The 18577-nt window shown below is 60.9% G+C and carries 14 protein-coding genes; all 14 read left to right on the forward strand.

Translation table 11 applies throughout. The features are described 5' to 3' along the window. The first annotated feature begins 378 nt into the window (after window positions 1-378). Window positions 379-1398: a glucokinase gene (locus BZG29_RS06620; protein WP_077400303.1), complete on the forward strand. Its 1020-nt coding sequence runs from the start codon at window positions 379-381 to the stop codon at window positions 1396-1398. Between the two features lie 412 nt (window positions 1399-1810). Continuing rightward, complete coding sequence (gene scpB / locus BZG29_RS06625) at window positions 1811-2605, forward strand: SMC-Scp complex subunit ScpB (RefSeq protein WP_077400306.1); 795 nt, start codon at window positions 1811-1813, stop codon at window positions 2603-2605. Beyond that, complete coding sequence (gene rluB, locus BZG29_RS06630) at window positions 2598-4682, forward strand: 23S rRNA pseudouridine(2605) synthase RluB (RefSeq protein ID WP_077400309.1); 2085 nt, start codon at window positions 2598-2600, stop codon at window positions 4680-4682. Before scpB ends, rluB begins: the two co-directional genes overlap by 8 nt. 345 nt (window positions 4683-5027) lie before the next feature. Next, the gene (rimP, locus tag BZG29_RS06635) at window positions 5028-5516 is read left to right on the forward strand and encodes a ribosome maturation factor RimP (RefSeq protein WP_035828693.1); all 489 of its coding nucleotides are present in this window, start codon (window positions 5028-5030) and stop codon (window positions 5514-5516) included. Beyond that, a complete protein-coding gene (gene nusA / locus BZG29_RS06640) occupies window positions 5513-7078 on the forward strand; it encodes a transcription termination factor NusA (protein WP_077400312.1) in 1566 nt (521 codons plus the stop codon). Before rimP ends, nusA begins: the two co-directional genes overlap by 4 nt. Window positions 7079-7124: 46 nt before the next feature. Continuing rightward, the gene (gene infB, locus BZG29_RS06645) at window positions 7125-9983 is read left to right on the forward strand and encodes a translation initiation factor IF-2 (RefSeq protein WP_077400315.1); all 2859 of its coding nucleotides are present in this window, start codon (window positions 7125-7127) and stop codon (window positions 9981-9983) included. 114 nt (window positions 9984-10097) lie between these two features. Continuing rightward, complete coding sequence (gene rbfA, locus BZG29_RS06650) at window positions 10098-10526, forward strand: 30S ribosome-binding factor RbfA (protein WP_077400318.1); 429 nt, start codon at window positions 10098-10100, stop codon at window positions 10524-10526. Beyond that, window positions 10516-11451 (forward strand): tRNA pseudouridine(55) synthase TruB, encoded by a 936-nt coding sequence (gene truB, locus BZG29_RS06655; protein WP_150130813.1) that lies wholly within the window; start codon window positions 10516-10518, stop codon window positions 11449-11451. The genes rbfA and truB overlap by 11 nt, the downstream gene beginning before the upstream one ends. 207 nt (window positions 11452-11658) lie before the next feature. After that, on the forward strand, window positions 11659-13491 hold the full coding sequence (gene typA, locus BZG29_RS06660; RefSeq protein ID WP_076569139.1) for a translational GTPase TypA: 1833 nt from the start codon (window positions 11659-11661) through the stop codon (window positions 13489-13491). Between the two features lie 118 nt (window positions 13492-13609). Beyond that, window positions 13610-14605, forward strand: a complete 996-nt coding sequence (gene dusA, locus BZG29_RS06665; protein ID WP_077408993.1) for a tRNA dihydrouridine(20/20a) synthase DusA — start codon at window positions 13610-13612, stop codon at window positions 14603-14605. Next, complete coding sequence (locus tag BZG29_RS06670) at window positions 14605-15069, forward strand: hypothetical protein (protein WP_077400324.1); 465 nt, start codon at window positions 14605-14607, stop codon at window positions 15067-15069. The genes dusA and BZG29_RS06670 overlap by 1 nt, the downstream gene beginning before the upstream one ends. Before the next feature lie 520 nt (window positions 15070-15589). Next, window positions 15590-17350: a methyl-accepting chemotaxis protein gene (locus tag BZG29_RS06675; protein ID WP_253192805.1), complete on the forward strand. Its 1761-nt coding sequence runs from the start codon at window positions 15590-15592 to the stop codon at window positions 17348-17350. Between the two features lie 60 nt (window positions 17351-17410). Next, window positions 17411-17758 carry an energy transducer TonB gene (locus BZG29_RS06680; RefSeq protein WP_077408994.1) on the forward strand — a complete coding sequence of 116 codons (348 nt, stop codon included), beginning with the start codon at window positions 17411-17413 and terminating at the stop codon, window positions 17756-17758. 167 nt (window positions 17759-17925) lie between these two features. After that, entirely contained in the window at window positions 17926-18498 is a 573-nt protein-coding gene (locus BZG29_RS06685; protein WP_077400331.1) for a hypothetical protein, read from the forward strand. Window positions 18499-18577 lie beyond the last annotated feature (79 nt).

The raw sequence follows: 18577 nt of genomic DNA on the forward strand, positions 1-18577 counted from the left end.
GCCGGCACGCCAGGCCGGCAGTAAAACCCGCAGTAAAAACCGGTAGTAATAATACGAAAACACCTTTGCGGCGCGCCCAGGGCGGCAGCGCCGCACCAGCGCCGTCGCGTACCAAGCGGCTTTGCGCAAACTCCGGCATACTCTGTTTTCAAGGTGATTCCTGCTGCTATGCAGCATGCTTTTCGCGTGTCTGGTGAGTGCAAGTACTTACTATAAATCATTGTTTCTAAGCAATTTTGACGCTGCCTGTTGCATTTGGAGTGGAACTACCAATAAAGGCTTGTTTTGATGTACTTAAACTACAAACTTTGCTTGCCTCCGGGCGCATTCATCCTTTAAGCTTGGCGTCCCATGCGTCCCACTTCATCATTTAAAATCATGAGCGCTTCGTCTTCTCCCGTACTGCCGACTTCCGCCTTCGCCGATGGACCGCGCCTGCTGGCCGACGTGGGCGGCACCAATGCCCGTTTCGCCCTGGAAGTGGCCGCCGGCCACATCACCCTGGTGGAAGTGTTGCCCTGTGCCGATTACCCGAGCCTGTCCGCCGCCCTGCAAGCCTACCTGGCCCTGCCGCACATCGCCGCGGCCGGCGGGCAAGCCGTGCGCCATGCCGTGATTGCCATCGCCAATCCGGTCGACGGCGATTTCCTCAGCATGACGAACCACCACTGGTCGTTCTCGATCCGCGCCATGCGCGAAGAGTGCGGTTTCACGACCCTGGACGTGGTCAACGATTTCACGGCCCTGGCGCGCGCCTTGCCGCAGCTGTCTAACGAGCAAAAGCACCAGGTGGGCGCAGGCACGGCCCGTCCGAACACGGCCATCGGCCTGATCGGCGCCGGCACGGGCCTGGGCGTATCGGGCCTGATTCCGTCGCATGGCGGCTGGATCGCCCTGCAAAGCGAAGGCGGCCACGTCAGCTTTGCGCCGTTCAATGAGACGGAAGTGAGCATTTTGCAATTTGCCTGGCGCGAATACGAGCATGTCTCGGCCGAACGCCTGATTTCCGGCGATGGCCTGGAACTGATCTACCGCGCCCTGGCCGACCGCGCGGGCGTGCCGGCGGAAGACTTGCCGGCGGCGGAAATCACGCGCCGCGCGCTGGCCGGCGAATCGCAGCTGTGCGACGACGTCATCGAAGCGTTCTGCTGCATGCTGGGCACCGTGGCGGGCAACGTCGCCGTCACCCTGGGCGCGCTGGGCGGCATTTATATCGGCGGCGGCATCGTGCCGCGCCTGGGCGCGCGTTTCGACCGCTCCGGCTTCCGCGCCCGCTTCGAGCGCAAGGGCCGCTTCGCCAATTATGTCTCGCAAGTGCCGACCTTCGTCATCACGGCGCAGTACCCAGCTTTCCTGGGCGCATCGGCCATTCTCTCGGAGAAACTCGCCTCCCTGTGATGCGGGCAGCGGGCGGGATGTCGCGCCAGAGCCGGGTAAAACGCGTGTTTTACCCGGTTTTGCGCTTTTCCGCTTTTTATCAGGTACAATTGGCATCGTTGGATGAAACGACGACTGTCGCTTTCCTGTCTGGCTGCATCGTCGCCACGGGAAAAGCAGCTGCTCCGGAGATCGTTTCATTGCTGGTTACTTAGTGAAGGTTAATTAAGGCCAGCACCATGGATGGCAGGACTTTCACTGCATCCGCTTTAGTCCCGCTTTGCGCGCATCGGCCAAGGCGTCGGAAAAACAGCCTCAACTAGTAACCCAGCACGGCGTCATCATCGATGTCTGCCCTCTGTTACGTTGAAATGAACGTTTTTGATTTCTTTCTCTGCATACGAATTGCAACACACATCCGCACAGAATTGCTATGAATACAATTGAGGCTAAAAAAGTCCTCGAAACCGCGTTGCTGTGCGCTCGTGAATCGCTGACGATCCACAGCTTGAAGAAGCTGTTCGTCGATGCGGACGAGAATGGTCGCGTGCGCGGCGTCGGCGTCGGCGCCGACACGATCAAGCAATTGCTGGAAGAATTGCGCGATGAGTGGGAAGGGCGCGGCATCGAGATCGTCAGTCTCGCTTCGGGCTGGCGCTTTCAAAGCCGCCCGGAAATGAAGATGTATCTCGATCGCCTGACGCCCGAACGGCCGCCCAAGTATTCGCGGGCGACCCTGGAAACCCTGGCCATCATCGCCTACCGCCAGCCGGTGACGCGCGGCGATATCGAGGAGATTCGCGGCGTTGCCGTCAATTCGCAGACGATCAAGATGCTGGAAGACCGTGGCTGGGTCGATGCCATCGGTTACCGCGACGTGGTGGGACGGCCGGCCTTGCTGGCCACCACCAAGCAGTTTTTGGATGACCTGGGTTTGCATTCGCTGTCCCAGCTGCCGCCGTTGCAGCAAATCAGCGAAATGCAGGGCAATGGGCTGGAAGCCCTGGAAGCGGCCCTGCAAGAGAATTTTGACAAGGCAAGCAATGAGCTTGTCCCCCAGCTTGGTGCAGGTAGCAATACGGCTGTGACAGATGTAGATGTGACAGCAAGCCTTGATGCCGGCCCCGATGCTTCGCCCACGGACGAAGCCTACACTCACGACCCTGCGCCAGAACTAACGGTTGACGCTGCGCCAGGTCAGCACAGCCAAGAAACGAAGAATGAATAATCCGAACACACCCGAGACAGTAACCGCCAGCGACGAAGCCATCGTTGCCAAGCCCAAGCGCCGCACCAAGGCCCAGATCGAAGCCGACGCGGTTGCTGCAACCGCTGCTGCCGCCGCCGGCGACACTGCCGTGGCCAAGCCGAAGCGCCGCACGAAAGCCGACGTGGCCGCCGATGCGCCCGTCGTCGCCGTCGCTGCTGAAACTGAAGCGGCGCCAGCCGCCAAGAAAACCCGCGCCAAGCCAGCCCTGAAAGCCGTCGCCGACGCCGCCGAAGCCGCCGCCGAAGCAGTCGCTGCCCCTGCGCCGCGTCCGCCGCGCGCCCGCGCCGCCGCCAAGGCCGCTGCCGCCGTCGCTGAAACGGCGCCGGAAGCCGTCGCCGACAAGCCTGCCGAAGCGCGCCCGACGCGCGGTCCGCGCCAGATGCGCGGCGTGCAGGCCGAGCGCGCGCTGCGCCAGCCGCCGCGCGCCGAAGCGCCGCAGGCGGCCGACGCCGTTGCCGCAGCGCCTGCCGCAGAGCAAGCTGCCGCGCCTGTCGCCGATGTGTTCGATGCCGAAGGCAACCTCGTGTCCGGCCCGCGCCTGCCGCGCGGTCCGCGCAACGACGTGCCGGGCGCCGGCAAGAATGCCGGCAAGAGCCGCAAGAAGGGCAAGGGCCGCCAGGCTGCGCCGGGCAAGCTCAGCGACGCTGATGCTGTCTTCTCGTTCGTCACTTCCGACGCGTTCGACAGCGAAGAAGGCGGCACGGGCCGCGTACAGAAAGCCGTCGTGCGCCGCGACCTGACGTCCGACGACGACGCGCCGAAGCTGCACAAGGTGCTGGCCGAAGCCGGTCTCGGTTCGCGCCGCGACATGGAAGACCTGATCATTTCGGGCCGCGTGTCCGTCAATGGCGAGCCGGCCCACATTGGCCAGCGCATCCTGCCGAGCGACCACGTGCGCATCAACGGTAAATTGATCCAGCGCCGCGTCAGCAAGAAGCCGCCACGCGTATTGGTCTACCACAAGCCGGCCGGCGAAATCGTCAGCCATAATGACCCGGACGGCCGTCCATCCGTATTCGACCGCTTGCCGACCATGAAAGCCGGCAAGTGGCTGGCCGTTGGCCGCCTCGACTTCAACACGGAAGGCTTGCTGCTGTTTACCACTTCCGGTGACCTGGCCAACCGCCTGATGCACCCGCGCTACGGCATCGACCGCGAGTACGCCGTGCGTACCCTGGGCGAGCTGGAAGAGGGCATGCGCCAGAAACTGCTGGCCGGCGTCGAGCTGGAAGACGGTCTGGCGCAGTTCTCGAAGATCGCCGATGGCGGCGGCGAAGGCATCAACAAGTGGTACCGCGTAGTGATCGGCGAAGGCCGTAACCGCGAAGTGCGCCGCATGTTCGAAGCCATCGGCCTGACCGTCTCGCGCCTGATCCGTACCCGCTACGGCGCCATGACCCTGCCGAGCGGCCTGAAGCGCGGCCGCTGGGAAGAGATGGATGAAAACACCGTGCGCGACCTGCTGACGGCCTACGGCATCGAAAAGAAAATGCCGGCATCGGGCGACCCCCGTGCCGCTGGCGCCGCCAAGGGCCGCGAAGCGCGCAAGGCGAGCCGCGATGACGAGCCGAATGGCAACCGCATCGATGTGAGCAACCGCAACGCCGATCCTTTCCCGGTCGCGCCGCGCCGTGGCCAGCCGCAAGGTCAGTTTGCCCGTCCGCAAGGCCAGGGTCGCCCAGGCGGCGCCGGCCGTCCAGGCGACGCGCGTGGTCCTGGCCGTGGCCAGCCGCAAGGTCCGTTCCAGGGTGGTCAGCCCCGCTCGTCGGCATCGTTCGAAGGCGCGCCGCAAGGCCAGGGTCGTCCGCCGCGTGCGGCAGGCCAGGGTCAAGGCCGTCCGGGTGGCGAAGGCCGCGCGCCGCAGCGCGGTCCGCGCCAGCCCGATCCGCTGCAAACGGCCTTCGGCTTCGCCAACACGGGTCCGCGCCGCAATACGGGTGGTGGTGCCGGTGGGCAACGTTCCGGTGGCCAGCCGCGTGGCGGCATGGATCGTGGCGGCATGGATGGCATGCCGCGCCGCCGCAGCAAAGGTTAATCGGGAAGAGTTTCTTCTTGCGCGCCCGCCGATCTGCCGCGGGTGCGCGCTCTTGTAACTGTTGTAAGCCGGGCCGCTCCGCGTGTGCGGCATTGCGGCGAAGTTAATAAGAGGTTATAATCTGCAGCCTAATAAAAGTTCTCCGCAGGGTTGTTTGGTGGGGAGTGCTTTCATCTGGTTGGGGAAATACAAGAAGATGGGCAGATGCCCATTTTTTTTTTGTTGAACCGTTTGTAATGGCGCCAACAAGGGGCCATATATGACTTGAATGCGTGTTTTTGCATGTTGTAGGCGCCCGATGTGGCGCCGTCATGCCGAAAACGGGCCTTATTTCTGGAGAATTTCTTGCAGCAGTTGGGATTGATTGAAAAGACAGTTACAGGTCTGGGCTATGAGCTCGTTGATGTCGAACGTGCCGAGCGCGGACTGCTGCGCGTCTTTATTGATTTCAGCGCCGCCGATGCCGCTGAAAAAGGTCCGATCACGGTCGAAGACTGTGCCACGGTGAGTCACCAGTTATCGCATGTGTTGACGGTAGAGAACGTTCCTTACGAGCGCCTCGAGATTTCTTCCCCGGGTCTGGATCGTCCGGTGCGCAAGCTGGAAGACTTCGTCCGTTTCGCAGGTCAGGAAATCATCGTCAAGCTGATGGTGGCGATGCCGGGTACGAACAACCGGAAATCGTTCCAGGGGATCTTGCAAGAACCCGTGGGCGATAAATTGTCGTTGGAATTTGAAGGTAAGGATGGTCCGGCGATGTTGGAGTTTACGCTCGCGGATGTGGATAAGGCACGCTTGGTGCCGCAGGTGGTTTTTAAGGGACGCAAAGCATGAGCCGCGAAGTTTTATTATTGGTTGACGCGCTGGCGCGCGAAAAAAACGTCGATAAAGATGTCGTCTTCGGCGCCCTCGAATTCGCGTTGGCGCAAGCCACGAAGAAACGGTATGAGGGTGAGGTAGACATCCGCGTTTCGATCGACCGCGAAACGGGCGAATTCGAATCGTTCCGCCGCTGGCACGTGGTGCCCGATGAAGCGGGCCTGCAATTGCCGGATCAGGAGATCCTGCATTTCGAGGCAAAAGAACAGATTCCGGATATCGAAGTCGATGACCACATCGAAGAACCGATCGAATCCGTCGAATTCGGCCGCCGTTTCGCCCAGGATACCAAACAGGTTGTCCTGCAGCGCGTGCGTGACGCCGAGCGCGAACAGATCCTGGTCGATTTCCTGGAACGCGGCGATTCGCTCGTCACCGGCACCATCAAGCGCATGGAACGCGGCGACGCCATCGTCGAATCGGGCAAGATCGAAGCGCGTCTGCCACGCGACCAGATGATCCCGAAAGAGAATCTGCGTATCGGCGACCGCGTGCGTGCTTTCATCTTGCGCATCGACCGCAATATGCGCGGCCCGCAAGTGATTTTGTCGCGCACCGCGCCAGACTTCATCATGAAGCTGTTTGAACTGGAAGTGCCGGAAATCGAGCAAGGCATGCTGGAAATCAAATCCGCAGCCCGCGACGCCGGCGTCCGCGCCAAGATCGCCGTCTACACGGCCGACAAGCGCATCGACCCGATCGGTACTTGCGTCGGCATGCGCGGTTCGCGCGTGCAGGCCGTGACCGGCGAACTCGGCGGCGAACGTGTCGATATCGTGCTGTGGTCGGAAGATCCGGCGCAGTTCGTCATCGGCGCCCTGGCGCCGGCGAACGTGTCGTCGATCATGGTCGATGAAGAAAAACACGCGATGGATGTCGTCGTGGACGAAGAAAACCTGGCAATCGCGATCGGCCGTTCCGGCCAGAACGTGCGCCTGGCCTCGGACCTGACCGGCTGGAAGATCAACATCATGACGGCCGAAGAATCGGCTGACAAAGCTGCCCAGGAAACGGCTGCCGTGCGCATCCTGTTCATGGAAAAGCTCGATGTCGACCAGGAAGTGGCCGATATTCTGGTGGAAGAAGGTTTCGCCAGTCTGGAAGAAATCGCTTACGTGCCAATTTCCGAAATGCTGGAAATCGAATCGTTTGACGAAGATACCGTCAATGAACTCCGTACCCGTGCGCGTGATGCGCTCGTGACCGAAGCGATTGCTTCGGAAGAGGGTCTGGAAGGCATGGACGAGGCGTTGGTCGGTCTGGAAGGCATGGACCGCATTACCGCCGGCAAGCTGGGTCTGGCTGGTATCAAGACCGTTGAAGCATTTGCAGCACTGGCATACGACGAATTTGGCGCAATCCTGGCCTTGTCTGCGGACCGTGCGCGTGAACTGATTACAAGTGAATTTAAAGATGTGACCGACGATGAGATGAAGTTGGTTGACTCGAAATACGACGATCGTGCCAAGGCGTTGCAAGCCAAGGCATGGAGTCTGGCCGAATCCGCAAAGGCTTAATTTGAGTATCTTTATCATCTCCGCGACACATAGAAAAGAGGACTGAATGGCGAGTAACAACGTAGCCCAATTTGCCACCGAACTGAAGATGCCTGCAGATTTGCTGCTGACGCAGCTGCGTTCTGCCGGCGTCGAGAAAAGTTCGACGTCAGATCCATTGTCGAAAGATGATAAGGACAAGCTTTTGGATCATCTGCGCCGCACACACGGCGCAGCGGCTGACACAGAAAAGAAGAAAATCACCGTGACCCGCAAGGAAACGACTGAAATCAAGCAAGCTGACGCCACCGGCAAATCGCGCACCATCCAGGTGGAAGTGCGCAAGAAACGCACTTTCGTCCAGCGTGACGAAGCTGCGCCGGTCGCAGCTGAACCGGTCGCGCCTGCCGCACCGGTAATCGATCCCGCCGACGTGGCGCGCCGTGAAGAAGAAGCCCGTAAACAGGCTGAACTGATCGCCCGCCAGGAAGCCGATCTGCGCGAAAAGCAAGAACGTCTGGCCAAGCTCGACGCGGAAAAAGAAGCCCAGGCGAAAGCCACGCAACAGGCTGAACTGGCTGCGAAGAAAGAAGCGGAAGCGGAAGCGAAGAAAGCCGCTGCCAAGGCTGCTGCCGCGCCTGCCGCCAGCGCTGCTGCGCCTGTCGTTGACGACGCCGCCGCCGAAGCGAAAAAAGCTGCTGCTGCCGAAGAAGCGAAGAAGAAAGCGGCTGCCGCTGCTGTTGCCGCCAAGGAAGCCGCTGACAAAGCGGAAGCCACCGAGCGTGCCCGCAAGGCCGTTGCCGACGAAGTTGCCCAGATCAAGGCCATGATGAACGCGCCACGCCGCGCCATCAAGGCACCGGAACCCGTACCGGTTCCCGTGAAGCCGAAGGCGCCGGAAGGCACCTTGCACAAGCCTGCTGACAAGAAACCTGGCGACAAGCCGGGCGACAAGAAGCCTGCTGTTGCAGACAAGAAATCCATCAAGTCGGCGAACGTGTCGTCCACCTGGTCCGATGACGCGAAAAAACGCGGCACCACCGGTGGTCCCAAGCCACGCGGCAACAGCGGCCCAGGCGGCCGTGACAGCTGGCGCGGTGGCGCGAAGGGCCGTCGCCCGACGCACCATGACGACCGTGAATCGAACTTCCAGGCTCCTACGGAAGCCGTCGTCAAAGACGTGCACGTACCGGAAACGATCACCGTGGCCGAATTGGCGCACAAAATGTCCGTCAAGGCATCCGAAGTCATCAAGCATTTGATGAAATTGGGCCAGATGTGCACGATCAACCAGGTGCTGGACCAGGAAACCGCCATGATTCTGGTGGAAGAAATGGGCCACAAGGCGTTTGCCGCCGAACTGGACGATCCGGAAGCGCTGCTGGCCGATGTGGGCGAACACGCGCACTTCGAAACCAAGCCACGCGCACCGGTGGTCACCGTCATGGGTCACGTCGACCACGGCAAGACCTCGCTGCTGGACTATATTCGTCGCGCCAAGGTTGCATCGGGCGAAGCGGGCGGCATTACGCAGCATATCGGCGCTTACCACGTCGATACGCCACGCGGCATGATCACCTTCCTCGACACCCCGGGTCACGAAGCGTTTACCGCGATGCGTGCCCGTGGCGCCAAGGCAACCGACATCGTCATTCTGGTGGTTGCCGCCGACGATGGCGTGATGCCGCAAACGAAAGAAGCGATTGCCCATGCGAAAGCAGCCGGCGTACCGCTGGTGGTGGCGATCAACAAGGTCGACAAACCGGGCGGCAACGTGGACCGCGTGACGCAGGAACTGGTCGCCGAACAAGTCGTGCCGGAAGAATACGGTGGCGAATCGCCATTCGTGCCGGTCTCGGCCAAAACGGGTCAGGGTATCGACGACCTGCTGGAACAAGTGCTGTTGCAAGCCGAAGTGCTGGAACTGACGGCGCCGGTCGAAGCGCCTGCGCGCGGCCTGGTAGTCGAGGCGCGTCTGGACAAGGGCCGTGGTCCTGTCGCGACGATCCTGGTGCAGTCCGGTACCTTGCGCCGCGGCGACGTGATCCTGGCTGGCTCTTCGTATGGCCGTGTTCGCGCCATGCTGGACGAGAACGGCAAAGCCATCGCTGAAGCGGGCCCTTCGATTCCGGTCGAAATCCAGGGTCTGACGGAAGTGCCTGTTGCCGGTGAAGAAGTTGTCGTCATGGCTGACGAGCGCAAGGCGCGTGAAATCGGTCTGTTCCGTCAAGGTAAGTTCCGCGACGTGAAACTGGCGAAGCAGCAAGCTGCGAAACTGGAAAACATGTTCGACCAGATGGCCGAAGGCGAAGTGAAAAACTTGCCATTGATCATCAAAACCGACGTGCAAGGTTCGCAAGAAGCGCTGGTCGGTTCGCTGCAGAAACTGTCGACCTCCGAAGTGCGCGTACAAGTGGTTCACGCAGCCGTCGGCGGCATCACGGAATCGGACGTCAACCTGGCAGTCGCCTCGAAAGCGGTCATCATCGGCTTCAACGCCCGTGCTGATGCCCAGGCGCGCAAGCTGGCCGAGTCGAATGGCGTGGACATTCGCTACTACAACATCATTTACGATGCGATCGATGAGATCAAATCGGCGTTGTCGGGCATGTTGGCACCAGAGAAACGCGAAACGGTCATCGGCCAGGTCGAGATCCGCCAGGTTATCCTGGTCTCGAAAGTGGGCGCGATTGCCGGTTGCCTGGTCACCGATGGCGTGGTCAAGCGTGCTTCTTCCGTCCGCCTGTTGCGCAACAACATCGTGGTGTGGAGCGGCGAGATCGACTCCCTGAAACGCTTCAAGGACGATGCGAAAGAAGTTCGCGCCGGTCTGGAGTGCGGCCTGTCGCTGAAGAACTACAACGACATTCAGGTTGGCGACACGCTGGAAGTGTTCGAAGTCCAGGAAATCGCTCGTACCCTGTAATCACAGCAGTAATGGCGCGGACATATCTTTGTCCGCGCAAACACGTGGGGCGCATTGGTCAACGGGCAACCGTTTGACCCATGCGCCCTGCGGCACTTAGGACAGCATAAAATCATGGCTAAACATAGCAAAACCATGCCAGCGCGCGGCTTGCGCGTGGCCGACCAGATCCAGCGCGATCTGGCTGAAATCGTCGCCTACGAATTGAAGGACCCGCGCGTCGGCACGATGATCACCATCACCGAAGTGCAGATCACGCCCGATTACGCGCACGCCAAGGTGTTTTTCACGATGTTGAAAGACAGCAAGGAAGCCATCAAGAACACCACCGAGGGCCTGATGGCCGCGGCCGGCTTCATCCGTGGCTTGCTGGGCAAGCGCCTGCACATCCACACCTTGCCGATGTTGCATTTCGTGCACGATAGCTCGACTTCGCGCGGCATGGAAATGTCCTTGCTGATCGACAAGGCCAACGCTACGCGCGCGGCCGATGCCGAGCCGGACGCGAAACCGGAAGACAAAGCGGACGAGCATGGCGGGTAGTAAGCGGCCGCCAGGCATCAAGCGGGTGCGCGACCTGGTCGACGGCGTCTTGCTGCTGGATAAGCCTGTCGGCTGGTCCAGCAATGACGCCCTGATCAAGGCCAAGCGCGTGCTGAACGCGAAGAAGGCGGGCCATACGGGCACGCTGGACCCGTTCGCCACGGGCTTGCTGCCGCTGTGCTTTGGCGAGGCGACGAAGTTCTCGCAGGACTTGCTGGAAGCCGATAAAACCTACGAAACCCTGGTGCACCTGGGGCAGACGACGGATACGGGCGATACCGAGGGCGAAGTGCTGGAAACGCGCGACGTCAACGTCACCGAAGAGCAGATCGAAGCCGTGCTGGCGCAGTTCCGTGGGCCGATCCTGCAGACGCCGCCCATGTACTCGGCCTTGAAAAGGGACGGCAAGCCCTTATATGAGTATGCAAGGGCCGGCATCACCCTGGAGCGCGAAGCGCGCCCGGTGACCATCCACAAGCTCGAGTTCCTCGGCTACGAAGCCCCGTTCCTGAAATTGTCCGTGATGTGCAGCAAGGGCACGTATATCCGCGTGCTGGGCGAAGACATCGGCCGTGCCTTGGGTTGCGGCGGTCATTTGAACGCCTTGCGCCGCACGCACGTGGGCAACCTGACCCTCGACGGCGTCGTCACCTTGGACGAGCTGACGGCGCATGCCGCGCCGTTGAGCCTGCTGGCGCCCGTCGATGCCTTGCTGTCGAGTTTCCCTGCCGTCCAGCTGACGGAAGAATTGGCCAAGCGTTTCCTGCACGGCCAGCGCATCGCGCTGGGCAAGGAAGACGTCGCCGTGCCAGCCGAGCCGGGCAGGGTGCGCGTGTATCACGACAGCAAGCTGCTGGGCACGGGCCAGTTGCAGGAATACAGCATCCTGGCGCCCGAGCGGCTCATTGCCACGGCGCATCAATAAGTCACAGCAACGTCATATTACCCAGCGACACTCGTCAAACAGTGTCGCTTTTTTAAACAAACCGTCCCCGACTGCGGGAGCCGCCAGCATTTTTAGATAGCGTTGCAACGCAACATGCTATACTACGCGGTTCCGGAAATAGATTAGCATTCGGGTATCTCGTACATCTTGTACGCACTCCGCAGTTTTTCAGTAACTACTACGACCATGTCAAATACAAAACGCGCAATTCGTAATATCGCCATTATCGCCCACGTTGACCACGGCAAAACCACGCTGGTGGATCAGCTGCTGCGCCAGTCCGGCACCTTCCGTGAAAACCAAGCGGTCGACACCCGAGTCATGGACTCGAACGACCTGGAAAAGGAGCGCGGCATTACGATTCTGTCGAAGAACTGCGCCGTTGAGTACGAAGGCACCCACATCAACATCGTCGACACCCCAGGCCACGCCGACTTCGGCGGCGAAGTGGAACGTGTTCTGTCGATGGTGGACTCGGTTCTGCTGCTGATCGATGCACAAGAAGGCCCGATGCCGCAAACCCGTTTCGTCACGCGCAAGGCGCTGGCACTGGGTCTGAAGCCTATCGTTATCGTCAACAAGATCGACCGTCCAGGCGCACGTCCGGACTGGGCCATCAACCAGACGTTCGAACTGTTCGACAAGCTGGGCGCTACCGACGAACAACTGGACTTCCCTATCGTTTACGCTTCGGGCCTGAACGGCTATGCCGGCCTGACCGAAGACGTGCGCGGCGGCGACATGAAGCCGATGTTCGACGCCATCCTGGAACACGTTCCAGTGCGTGACGACAATCCGGAAGGACCGCTGCAAATGCAGATCACCTCGCTGGACTACTCGTCGTACGTCGGCAAGATCGGCATTGGCCGCGTCAACCGCGGTACCGTCAAAGTTGGTCAAGACGTGCTGGTCATCAATGGCCCAGGCGCCACGCCAATCAAAGGCCGCATCAATCAGGTGCTGAACTTCAAGGGCCTGGAGCGCGTGCTGGTGGACGAAGCCGTTGCCGGCGACATCTGCCTGATCAACGGTATCGACGAAATCGGCATCGGTTCGACCCTGTGCGCAGTGGACACGCCTGAAGCGCTGCCTATGCTGACCGTCGACGAGCCGACCCTGACCATGAACTTCATGGTCAACAACTCGCCACTGGCTGGCCGCGAAGGCAAGTTCGTTACCTCGCGTCAACTGCGTGACCGTCTGGAAAAAGAATTGAAAGCCAACGTTGCTCTGCGCGTGGCGCCAACCGACGACGACACGATCTTCGAAGTATCGGGCCGCGGCGAGCTGCACCTGACGATTCTGATCGAAAACATGCGTCGCGAAGGCTTCGAGCTGGCCGTATCGCGTCCACGCGTGGTCTTCAAAATGGTCGATGGCGTGCGCCACGAGCCGTTTGAAAACCTGTCGGTCGACGTTGAAGAAGCCAACCAGGGCGGCGTCATGGAAGAGCTGGGCCGTCGTCGCGGCGACCTGCAAAACATGGAATCGGATGGCAAGGGCCGCGTGCGTCTCGAGTACCTGATCCCGGCGCGTGGCCTGATCGGCTTCCAGGGCGAATTCATGACCCTGACCCGCGGCACCGGCCTGATGAGCCACGTATTCCATGAATACGCACCAGTCGACAACACCCGTGGCGAAATGGCTGGCCGTCGTAACGGCGTGCTGATCTCGCAGGACGACGGCGCCGCTGTTGCTTACGCGATTTGGAAACTGCAAGACCGCGGCCGCATGTTCGTGTCGCACAATGACCCGGTCTACGAAGGCATGGTCATCGGTATCCACTCGCGCGACAACGACCTGGTCGTCAACCCGATCAAGGGCAAGCAGCTGACCAACGTGCGTTCGTCGGGTACCGACGAAGCGGTGCGCCTGGTGCCGCCAATTCAGATGTCGCTGGAATACGCAGTCGAATTCATCGAGGACGACGAACTGGTGGAAATCACCCCGAAATCGATCCGTCTGCGCAAGCGCTTCCTGAAAGAGCACGAGCGTAAAAAAGCGTCGCGTGATTCGTAATCTGTTGTAGAGCATGGCCTGCGGGCCATGCCGCTTCCGGCCCGCTGCGCCGCGTCACCGTCACTGGTGAGGCGCGCAGCGGGTTTGTCATTTGCAGCTCCTGTTTTTTGTAGACACCATGACTTCCTCTTCTTTGCCTTCCCGCCGCCTGTCCGTCGCCCCGATGATGGACTGGACTGACCGCCATTGCCGCAAGTTCCACCGCGAAATCACGCGCCACACCTGGCTCTATACCGAGATGGTGACGACGGGCGCGCTCGTGTACGGCGACGTGGAGCGCCATCTGCGCTTCAACGAGGAAGAGCATCCGGTGGCGCTGCAGCTGGGCGGCAGCGATCCGACGGACCTGGCCACCAGCGCCAAGCTGGGCCAGCAGTGGGGCTATGACGAGGTCAACCTGAACTGCGGCTGCCCGTCCGAGCGCGTGCAAAAGGGCGCGTTTGGCGCCTGCCTGATGGCCGAGCCGCAACTGGTGGCCGACTGCGTAAAGGCCATGCGCGACGTGGTCGATATCGACGTGACGGTGAAACACCGCATCGGCATCGACGACAGCGAATCGTACGACTTCGTGCGCGACTTCGTCGGCACCGTGGCCGACGCCGGCTGCAAGACGTTTATCGTGCATGCGCGTAACGCCATCCTGAAAGGGCTGAGTCCGAAGGAGAACCGTGAAGTGCCGCCCCTCAAGTATGACTATGCCTATCGTTTGAAGCGTGATTTTCCGCAATTCGAGTTCATTATCAACGGCGGCATCAAGACGCTCGAGGAAATCGACCTGCACCTGCAGCACCTGGACGGCGTGATGCTGGGCCGCGAGGCGTATCACAACCCGTATGTGATGGCGCAGTTCGACCAGCGCTATTACGGCGACGACGCCCCCGCCAAAACGCGCGAACAGGTGCTCGAAGCGATGATTCCGTATATCAGCGCGCAGCTGGAAAAAGAGGCGGGGCGCTTGAAACTGAACAGCGTCACGCGCCACATGCTGGGCTTGATGCAAAACCTGCCCGGCGCGCGCGGCTTCCGCCAGACCTTGTCGGATTCGAAGAAGCTGGCCTCGGGCGACCCCCGTTTGCTGCTGGAAGCGGCGGCGCGCTTGTCCTTGCCTGCCTGATGCGCGGCGACTGCCACGCCCATGCACAGCAGTTGCATGGCTACCTGCAAGCCGTCACCGCGCTGAAGGATGATGGCAGCCTGTTTCTTTGCGAGTATCTGGGGCCCGTCGCACCGCAGGCAGCGCTCGACGCGCTGTGCCGCGCACTGGAGATAGCGTCGGACGGCATGCGCCTGCAGCCGATCGAGAGCGTGGTGTGCAGCGGCGTCCTGTGCACGCCGCGCCAGTGGCTGCTCGAGCGCTTGAACCCGGCGAGCGAGGCCGACCGCCAGCCGCTCGACGCGCGCCTGTTCGATGGTTTCGAGAACGAACTGGCCGAACTGCTGAGCAGCGCACCCCGCTGGTATCAACTGGTATCATCGGGTCAGCGCAGCCTGGCCGGTCAATTGGGCGCCATCTGGAGCGTCTTTGTCTTTGGTACAGAGCGTCACGCCTATGTGATGCATTGCAGCTGGGACCGCTGAGCAAACTTGTCTATACCGGTGCCCTGGCGCACTGGTATTGTCCGCACCACCCCCTCCTCTGAATACCACTTCCGAAACGATGTCATATGGCTATGCCATGTGTTGTAAATGCGCTGTTTCGGCGCACGGCCGCACTGTCGTGGGGCATTTCTATGGGGCAAGAAACGGCGTTGTTGCCATTTCCCCGAAGAAAGTTAATCAGCCATTTATTCAGGTACTTATTGCTTGCTTTGAGGCAAAATTTACACCTATAATTGATTATAGACAAATATTTCTCATATGAATGTTTGATGTTGATCTCACATCATCGGTGTCAAAAATTCAGTCCGTGGAACAAATTTGCATTCGCAGTCACTGGTGGTTTTCAGGGCTGTTGTAGACCAGGAAGTACCCCAGGCTGCGTGCGGCCGGATACCGCCAGCATACCAATGGGTAAGGGCGGATGCCGGTGTTACGCAGCCTTCGTCTTGTCGTGCCGGGCAAAAATCCTTATCAATAGTTTCATTTACGAAGAGCCGAAATGAATTTAGCAAAAATGAAGGTTGGTACCCGCCTGGGCCTGGGTTTCGCCCTGGTACTGGTTCTGCTGGTGGCCGTGACCGTCCTCGGCATCGCGCGCATGGCGCAAATCCAGGAACGTCTCGATCACGTGATCAATGTCAACAACGTCGTCACCCGCCTGGTGATCGATATGCGTGGCAACGTCAGCGACCGCATCACCTCGCTGCGCATCCTGACCCTGATGACGGACGCGAGCGATATGGAGCCGGAAATGGCACGTATCAAGACGCAAACGGCCACCTATCAGGAAACGCAGAAGAAGCTCGAAGAGAAATTCGCCATCGAGTCGACTTCTGAAGAAAAAGCCCTGCTGGCCTCGATCAAGGAATACGAGGCGGCCGCCATGCCGGCCATCGCCAAGGCGTCGGCACTGTGGATGGCCAACGATGCGGAAGGCGCCACGCGCGTGATGATCAAGGAAATCCGCCCGGTACAGAAAAAATGGATGGAAGCGCTGGAGCAGCTGGCGACCCTGGAAGACAAGCTCAATGAACAGATGCAATCGGATGCCCGCAAGGCCTTCGACAGCGCGCGCCTGTTCATGATCATCCTCGGCGTGCTGGCCGTGGCGATGGGCGTGGCGGCGGCACTGGTGATCACCCGCGGCTTGCTGAAACAGCTGGGCGGCGAGCCTGACTACACGGCATCGATCGCCGGCAGCATCGCCAATGGCGACCTGTCGATCGGCATCCACACGCAGCCATCGGACAATTCCAGCTTGCTGGCGGAAATGAAGGAAATGCGCAACAGCCTGGTGGGCATCGTCGGCCAGGTACGTGTCGGTACGGAAACCATCGGCACGGCGTCTCGCGAAATTGCCGACGGCAATATCGACCTGTCGTCGCGTACGGAGATGCAGGCCAGCGCGCTGGAAAAAACGGCGTCGGCCATGGAAGAGCTGACCTCGACCGTGAAACAGAATGCGGACAATGCACGCGAAGCCAATAAACTGGCTGCCACCGCGTCGGACGTGGCCCTGAAAGGCGGCTCCGTCGTGTCGCAAGTGGTCGATACCATGAGCTCGATCAATGAATCGGCGAAGAAAATTGTCGACATCATCGGCGTGATCGACGGCATCGCCTTCCAGACGAATATTCTGGCGCTGAACGCGGCCGTGGAAGCGGCACGTGCCGGCGAACAAGGCCGCGGCTTTGCCGTGGTGGCGTCGGAAGTGCGCAACCTGGCCCAGCGTTCCGCTGGCGCCGCGAAAGAAATCAAGATCCTCATCGACGATTCGGCCGAGAAGACGGAACGCGGTACGCGTTTGGTGGGCCAGGCCGGCGTGACGATGGGCGAAGTGGTCGACAGCGTGCGCCGCGTCACCGACATCATGAGCGAGATCGCCAGTGCCAGCCAGGAACAAAGCGCCGGCATCGAGCAGGTCAACCTGTCGATCATCGAAATGGATGGCATGACGCAGCAAAATGCGGCCCTGGTGGAGCAGGCAGCCGCCGCGGCGCAAAGCTTGCAAGACCAGGCGGCCGAACTGGCCCACGTGGTCAGCATCTTCAAACTGGTCGAAGGCGAAGAAAAGCCGGCCGCGTATGTGCCAGCCCCCGTGGCGGCTGTCGCTGCACCGGTTGCCGCGCGCAAGCCGGCGCCGGCATTGCGCCCGGTGAAATCGCTGGCACGCAAGGCGGAAGCGGCAGCTCCCGTGGCTGCTCCGGCGCCGCGCAAGGCGGCAAGCGCCGGCAGCAATGACGAGTGGGAAGAGTTTTAAGCGCGGCCAACAGCGCACAGGAAGTTGTAATTACCGTATCTGATAATCATGGGGAAGCACATGTTTGAGAATAAGCGTTTGATGAGTGTTGCAGCAGCCTTGCTGGTGTCCGTTTCTTCCGCAGCTTTCGCTGCCGAGGTGCCGGCGTCGTTCGATGCCAAGAACTGCAAGGCCGACTATCCGAAAGCCTCGTTGATGAACGAAGAGCAGGGCACCGTGACGATGTCCTTCCTGGTCAATGCCGATGGTAGCGTTGCCGATTCGAAAGTCGAGAAGAGCAGCGGCTTCAAGAACCTGGACAAGGCCGCCATCAAGGCCCTGTCCGCGTGCAAGTTCAAGCCGGGCACCAAGGATGGCGCCGCAGCGCAGACCTGGACCAAGGTCGACTACGCCTGGAAGCTGGACTGATCCACCTATCGCCGGGAGCCTGGCTCCCGGCGTGAGTTCTCCGCTACGGGCGGCGCCTGCAAGGGTGCCGCCCGTCGTGTTATGTGCGCCAGCCAACGGCACTGTCGCCGCCGATTCTGTTACCCTCGAAACATACCTTCGGGATCTCCCACCACAAGAGGCCTACCATGCAGCGCATCCTGACACTTTCCTTTCTCGCCGTTACCGGCATGCTGCTTTCCGCCTGCGCCTCGCTGGACACGCCCGTGGGCTTGCAGGCGGGGCAGACCGTGGCCGTCGTCAATAGCCTGAGCTGGGACAATCCCCTGACGGGCAAGCGCGACGGCGTGCGCACCAGCTGGCCCATCAAGGACGGCAAGATTGCCCCTGAGTATTTTCCGCTGGCGCAGCTGAAGCAATGCGAGGCGGGCGGCAAGCCTTGCGCCTGGGGCGTGATGCGGGCGCAGCGCGGCACGCCCGCTTTGCAGTATGCGGACGGCGGCGTCGACCTGGCCGTGAGCGTGGCTATCGACGTGGCGCGGCGCCAGGATGCGCGCCAGGGGGAAACGCAGACGGCGATGGCGATTCCGCAGGATGTGGCCGCGCTGGCTGGCCGGCAACAGGTGCAGCCCAGCTGGAAATTGAAGTATGGAAAGGTCGAGCAGGTCGAGCTCGATTACGGCGTGCGCTATCAGGTGTGCGTGCAGCGCTACGATGCGGCCGGCAAGGCCATCGATACTTGCGCGATACCGTTTATTTGAGGAAACATGCCGCGCGGGCCGTTTGTGGCGGCTTTGCGACACTTCATGTTGCGGCGTGCGTCGGGGTGTAACAATCGGT

This window comes from Janthinobacterium sp. LM6 (genome assembly GCF_002002885.1).
In the GTDB taxonomy this organism is placed as follows: Bacteria; Pseudomonadota; Gammaproteobacteria; order Burkholderiales; family Burkholderiaceae_D; genus Janthinobacterium; species Janthinobacterium kumbetense.

Bases quoted from the DNA above. Each gene is read 5' to 3' on its own strand.
- BZG29_RS06620 (WP_077400303.1), top strand. From the start codon at position 379: ATGAGCGCTTCGTCTTCTCCCGTACTGCCGACTTCCGCCTTCGCCGAT.
- scpB (WP_077400306.1), top strand. From the start codon at position 1,811: ATGAATACAATTGAGGCTAAAAAAGTCCTCGAAACCGCGTTGCTGTGC.
- rluB (WP_077400309.1), top strand. From the start codon at position 2,598: ATGAATAATCCGAACACACCCGAGACAGTAACCGCCAGCGACGAAGCC.
- nusA (WP_077400312.1), top strand. From the start codon at position 5,513: ATGAGCCGCGAAGTTTTATTATTGGTTGACGCGCTGGCGCGCGAAAAA.
- infB (WP_077400315.1), top strand. From the start codon at position 7,125: ATGGCGAGTAACAACGTAGCCCAATTTGCCACCGAACTGAAGATGCCT.
- rbfA (WP_077400318.1), top strand. From the start codon at position 10,098: ATGGCTAAACATAGCAAAACCATGCCAGCGCGCGGCTTGCGCGTGGCC.
- truB (WP_150130813.1), top strand. From the start codon at position 10,516: ATGGCGGGTAGTAAGCGGCCGCCAGGCATCAAGCGGGTGCGCGACCTG.
- typA (WP_076569139.1), top strand. From the start codon at position 11,659: ATGTCAAATACAAAACGCGCAATTCGTAATATCGCCATTATCGCCCAC.
- dusA (WP_077408993.1), top strand. From the start codon at position 13,610: ATGACTTCCTCTTCTTTGCCTTCCCGCCGCCTGTCCGTCGCCCCGATG.
- BZG29_RS06670 (WP_077400324.1), top strand. From the start codon at position 14,605: ATGCGCGGCGACTGCCACGCCCATGCACAGCAGTTGCATGGCTACCTG.
- BZG29_RS06675 (WP_253192805.1), top strand. From the start codon at position 15,590: ATGAATTTAGCAAAAATGAAGGTTGGTACCCGCCTGGGCCTGGGTTTC.
- BZG29_RS06680 (WP_077408994.1), top strand. From the start codon at position 17,411: ATGTTTGAGAATAAGCGTTTGATGAGTGTTGCAGCAGCCTTGCTGGTG.
- BZG29_RS06685 (WP_077400331.1), top strand. From the start codon at position 17,926: ATGCAGCGCATCCTGACACTTTCCTTTCTCGCCGTTACCGGCATGCTG.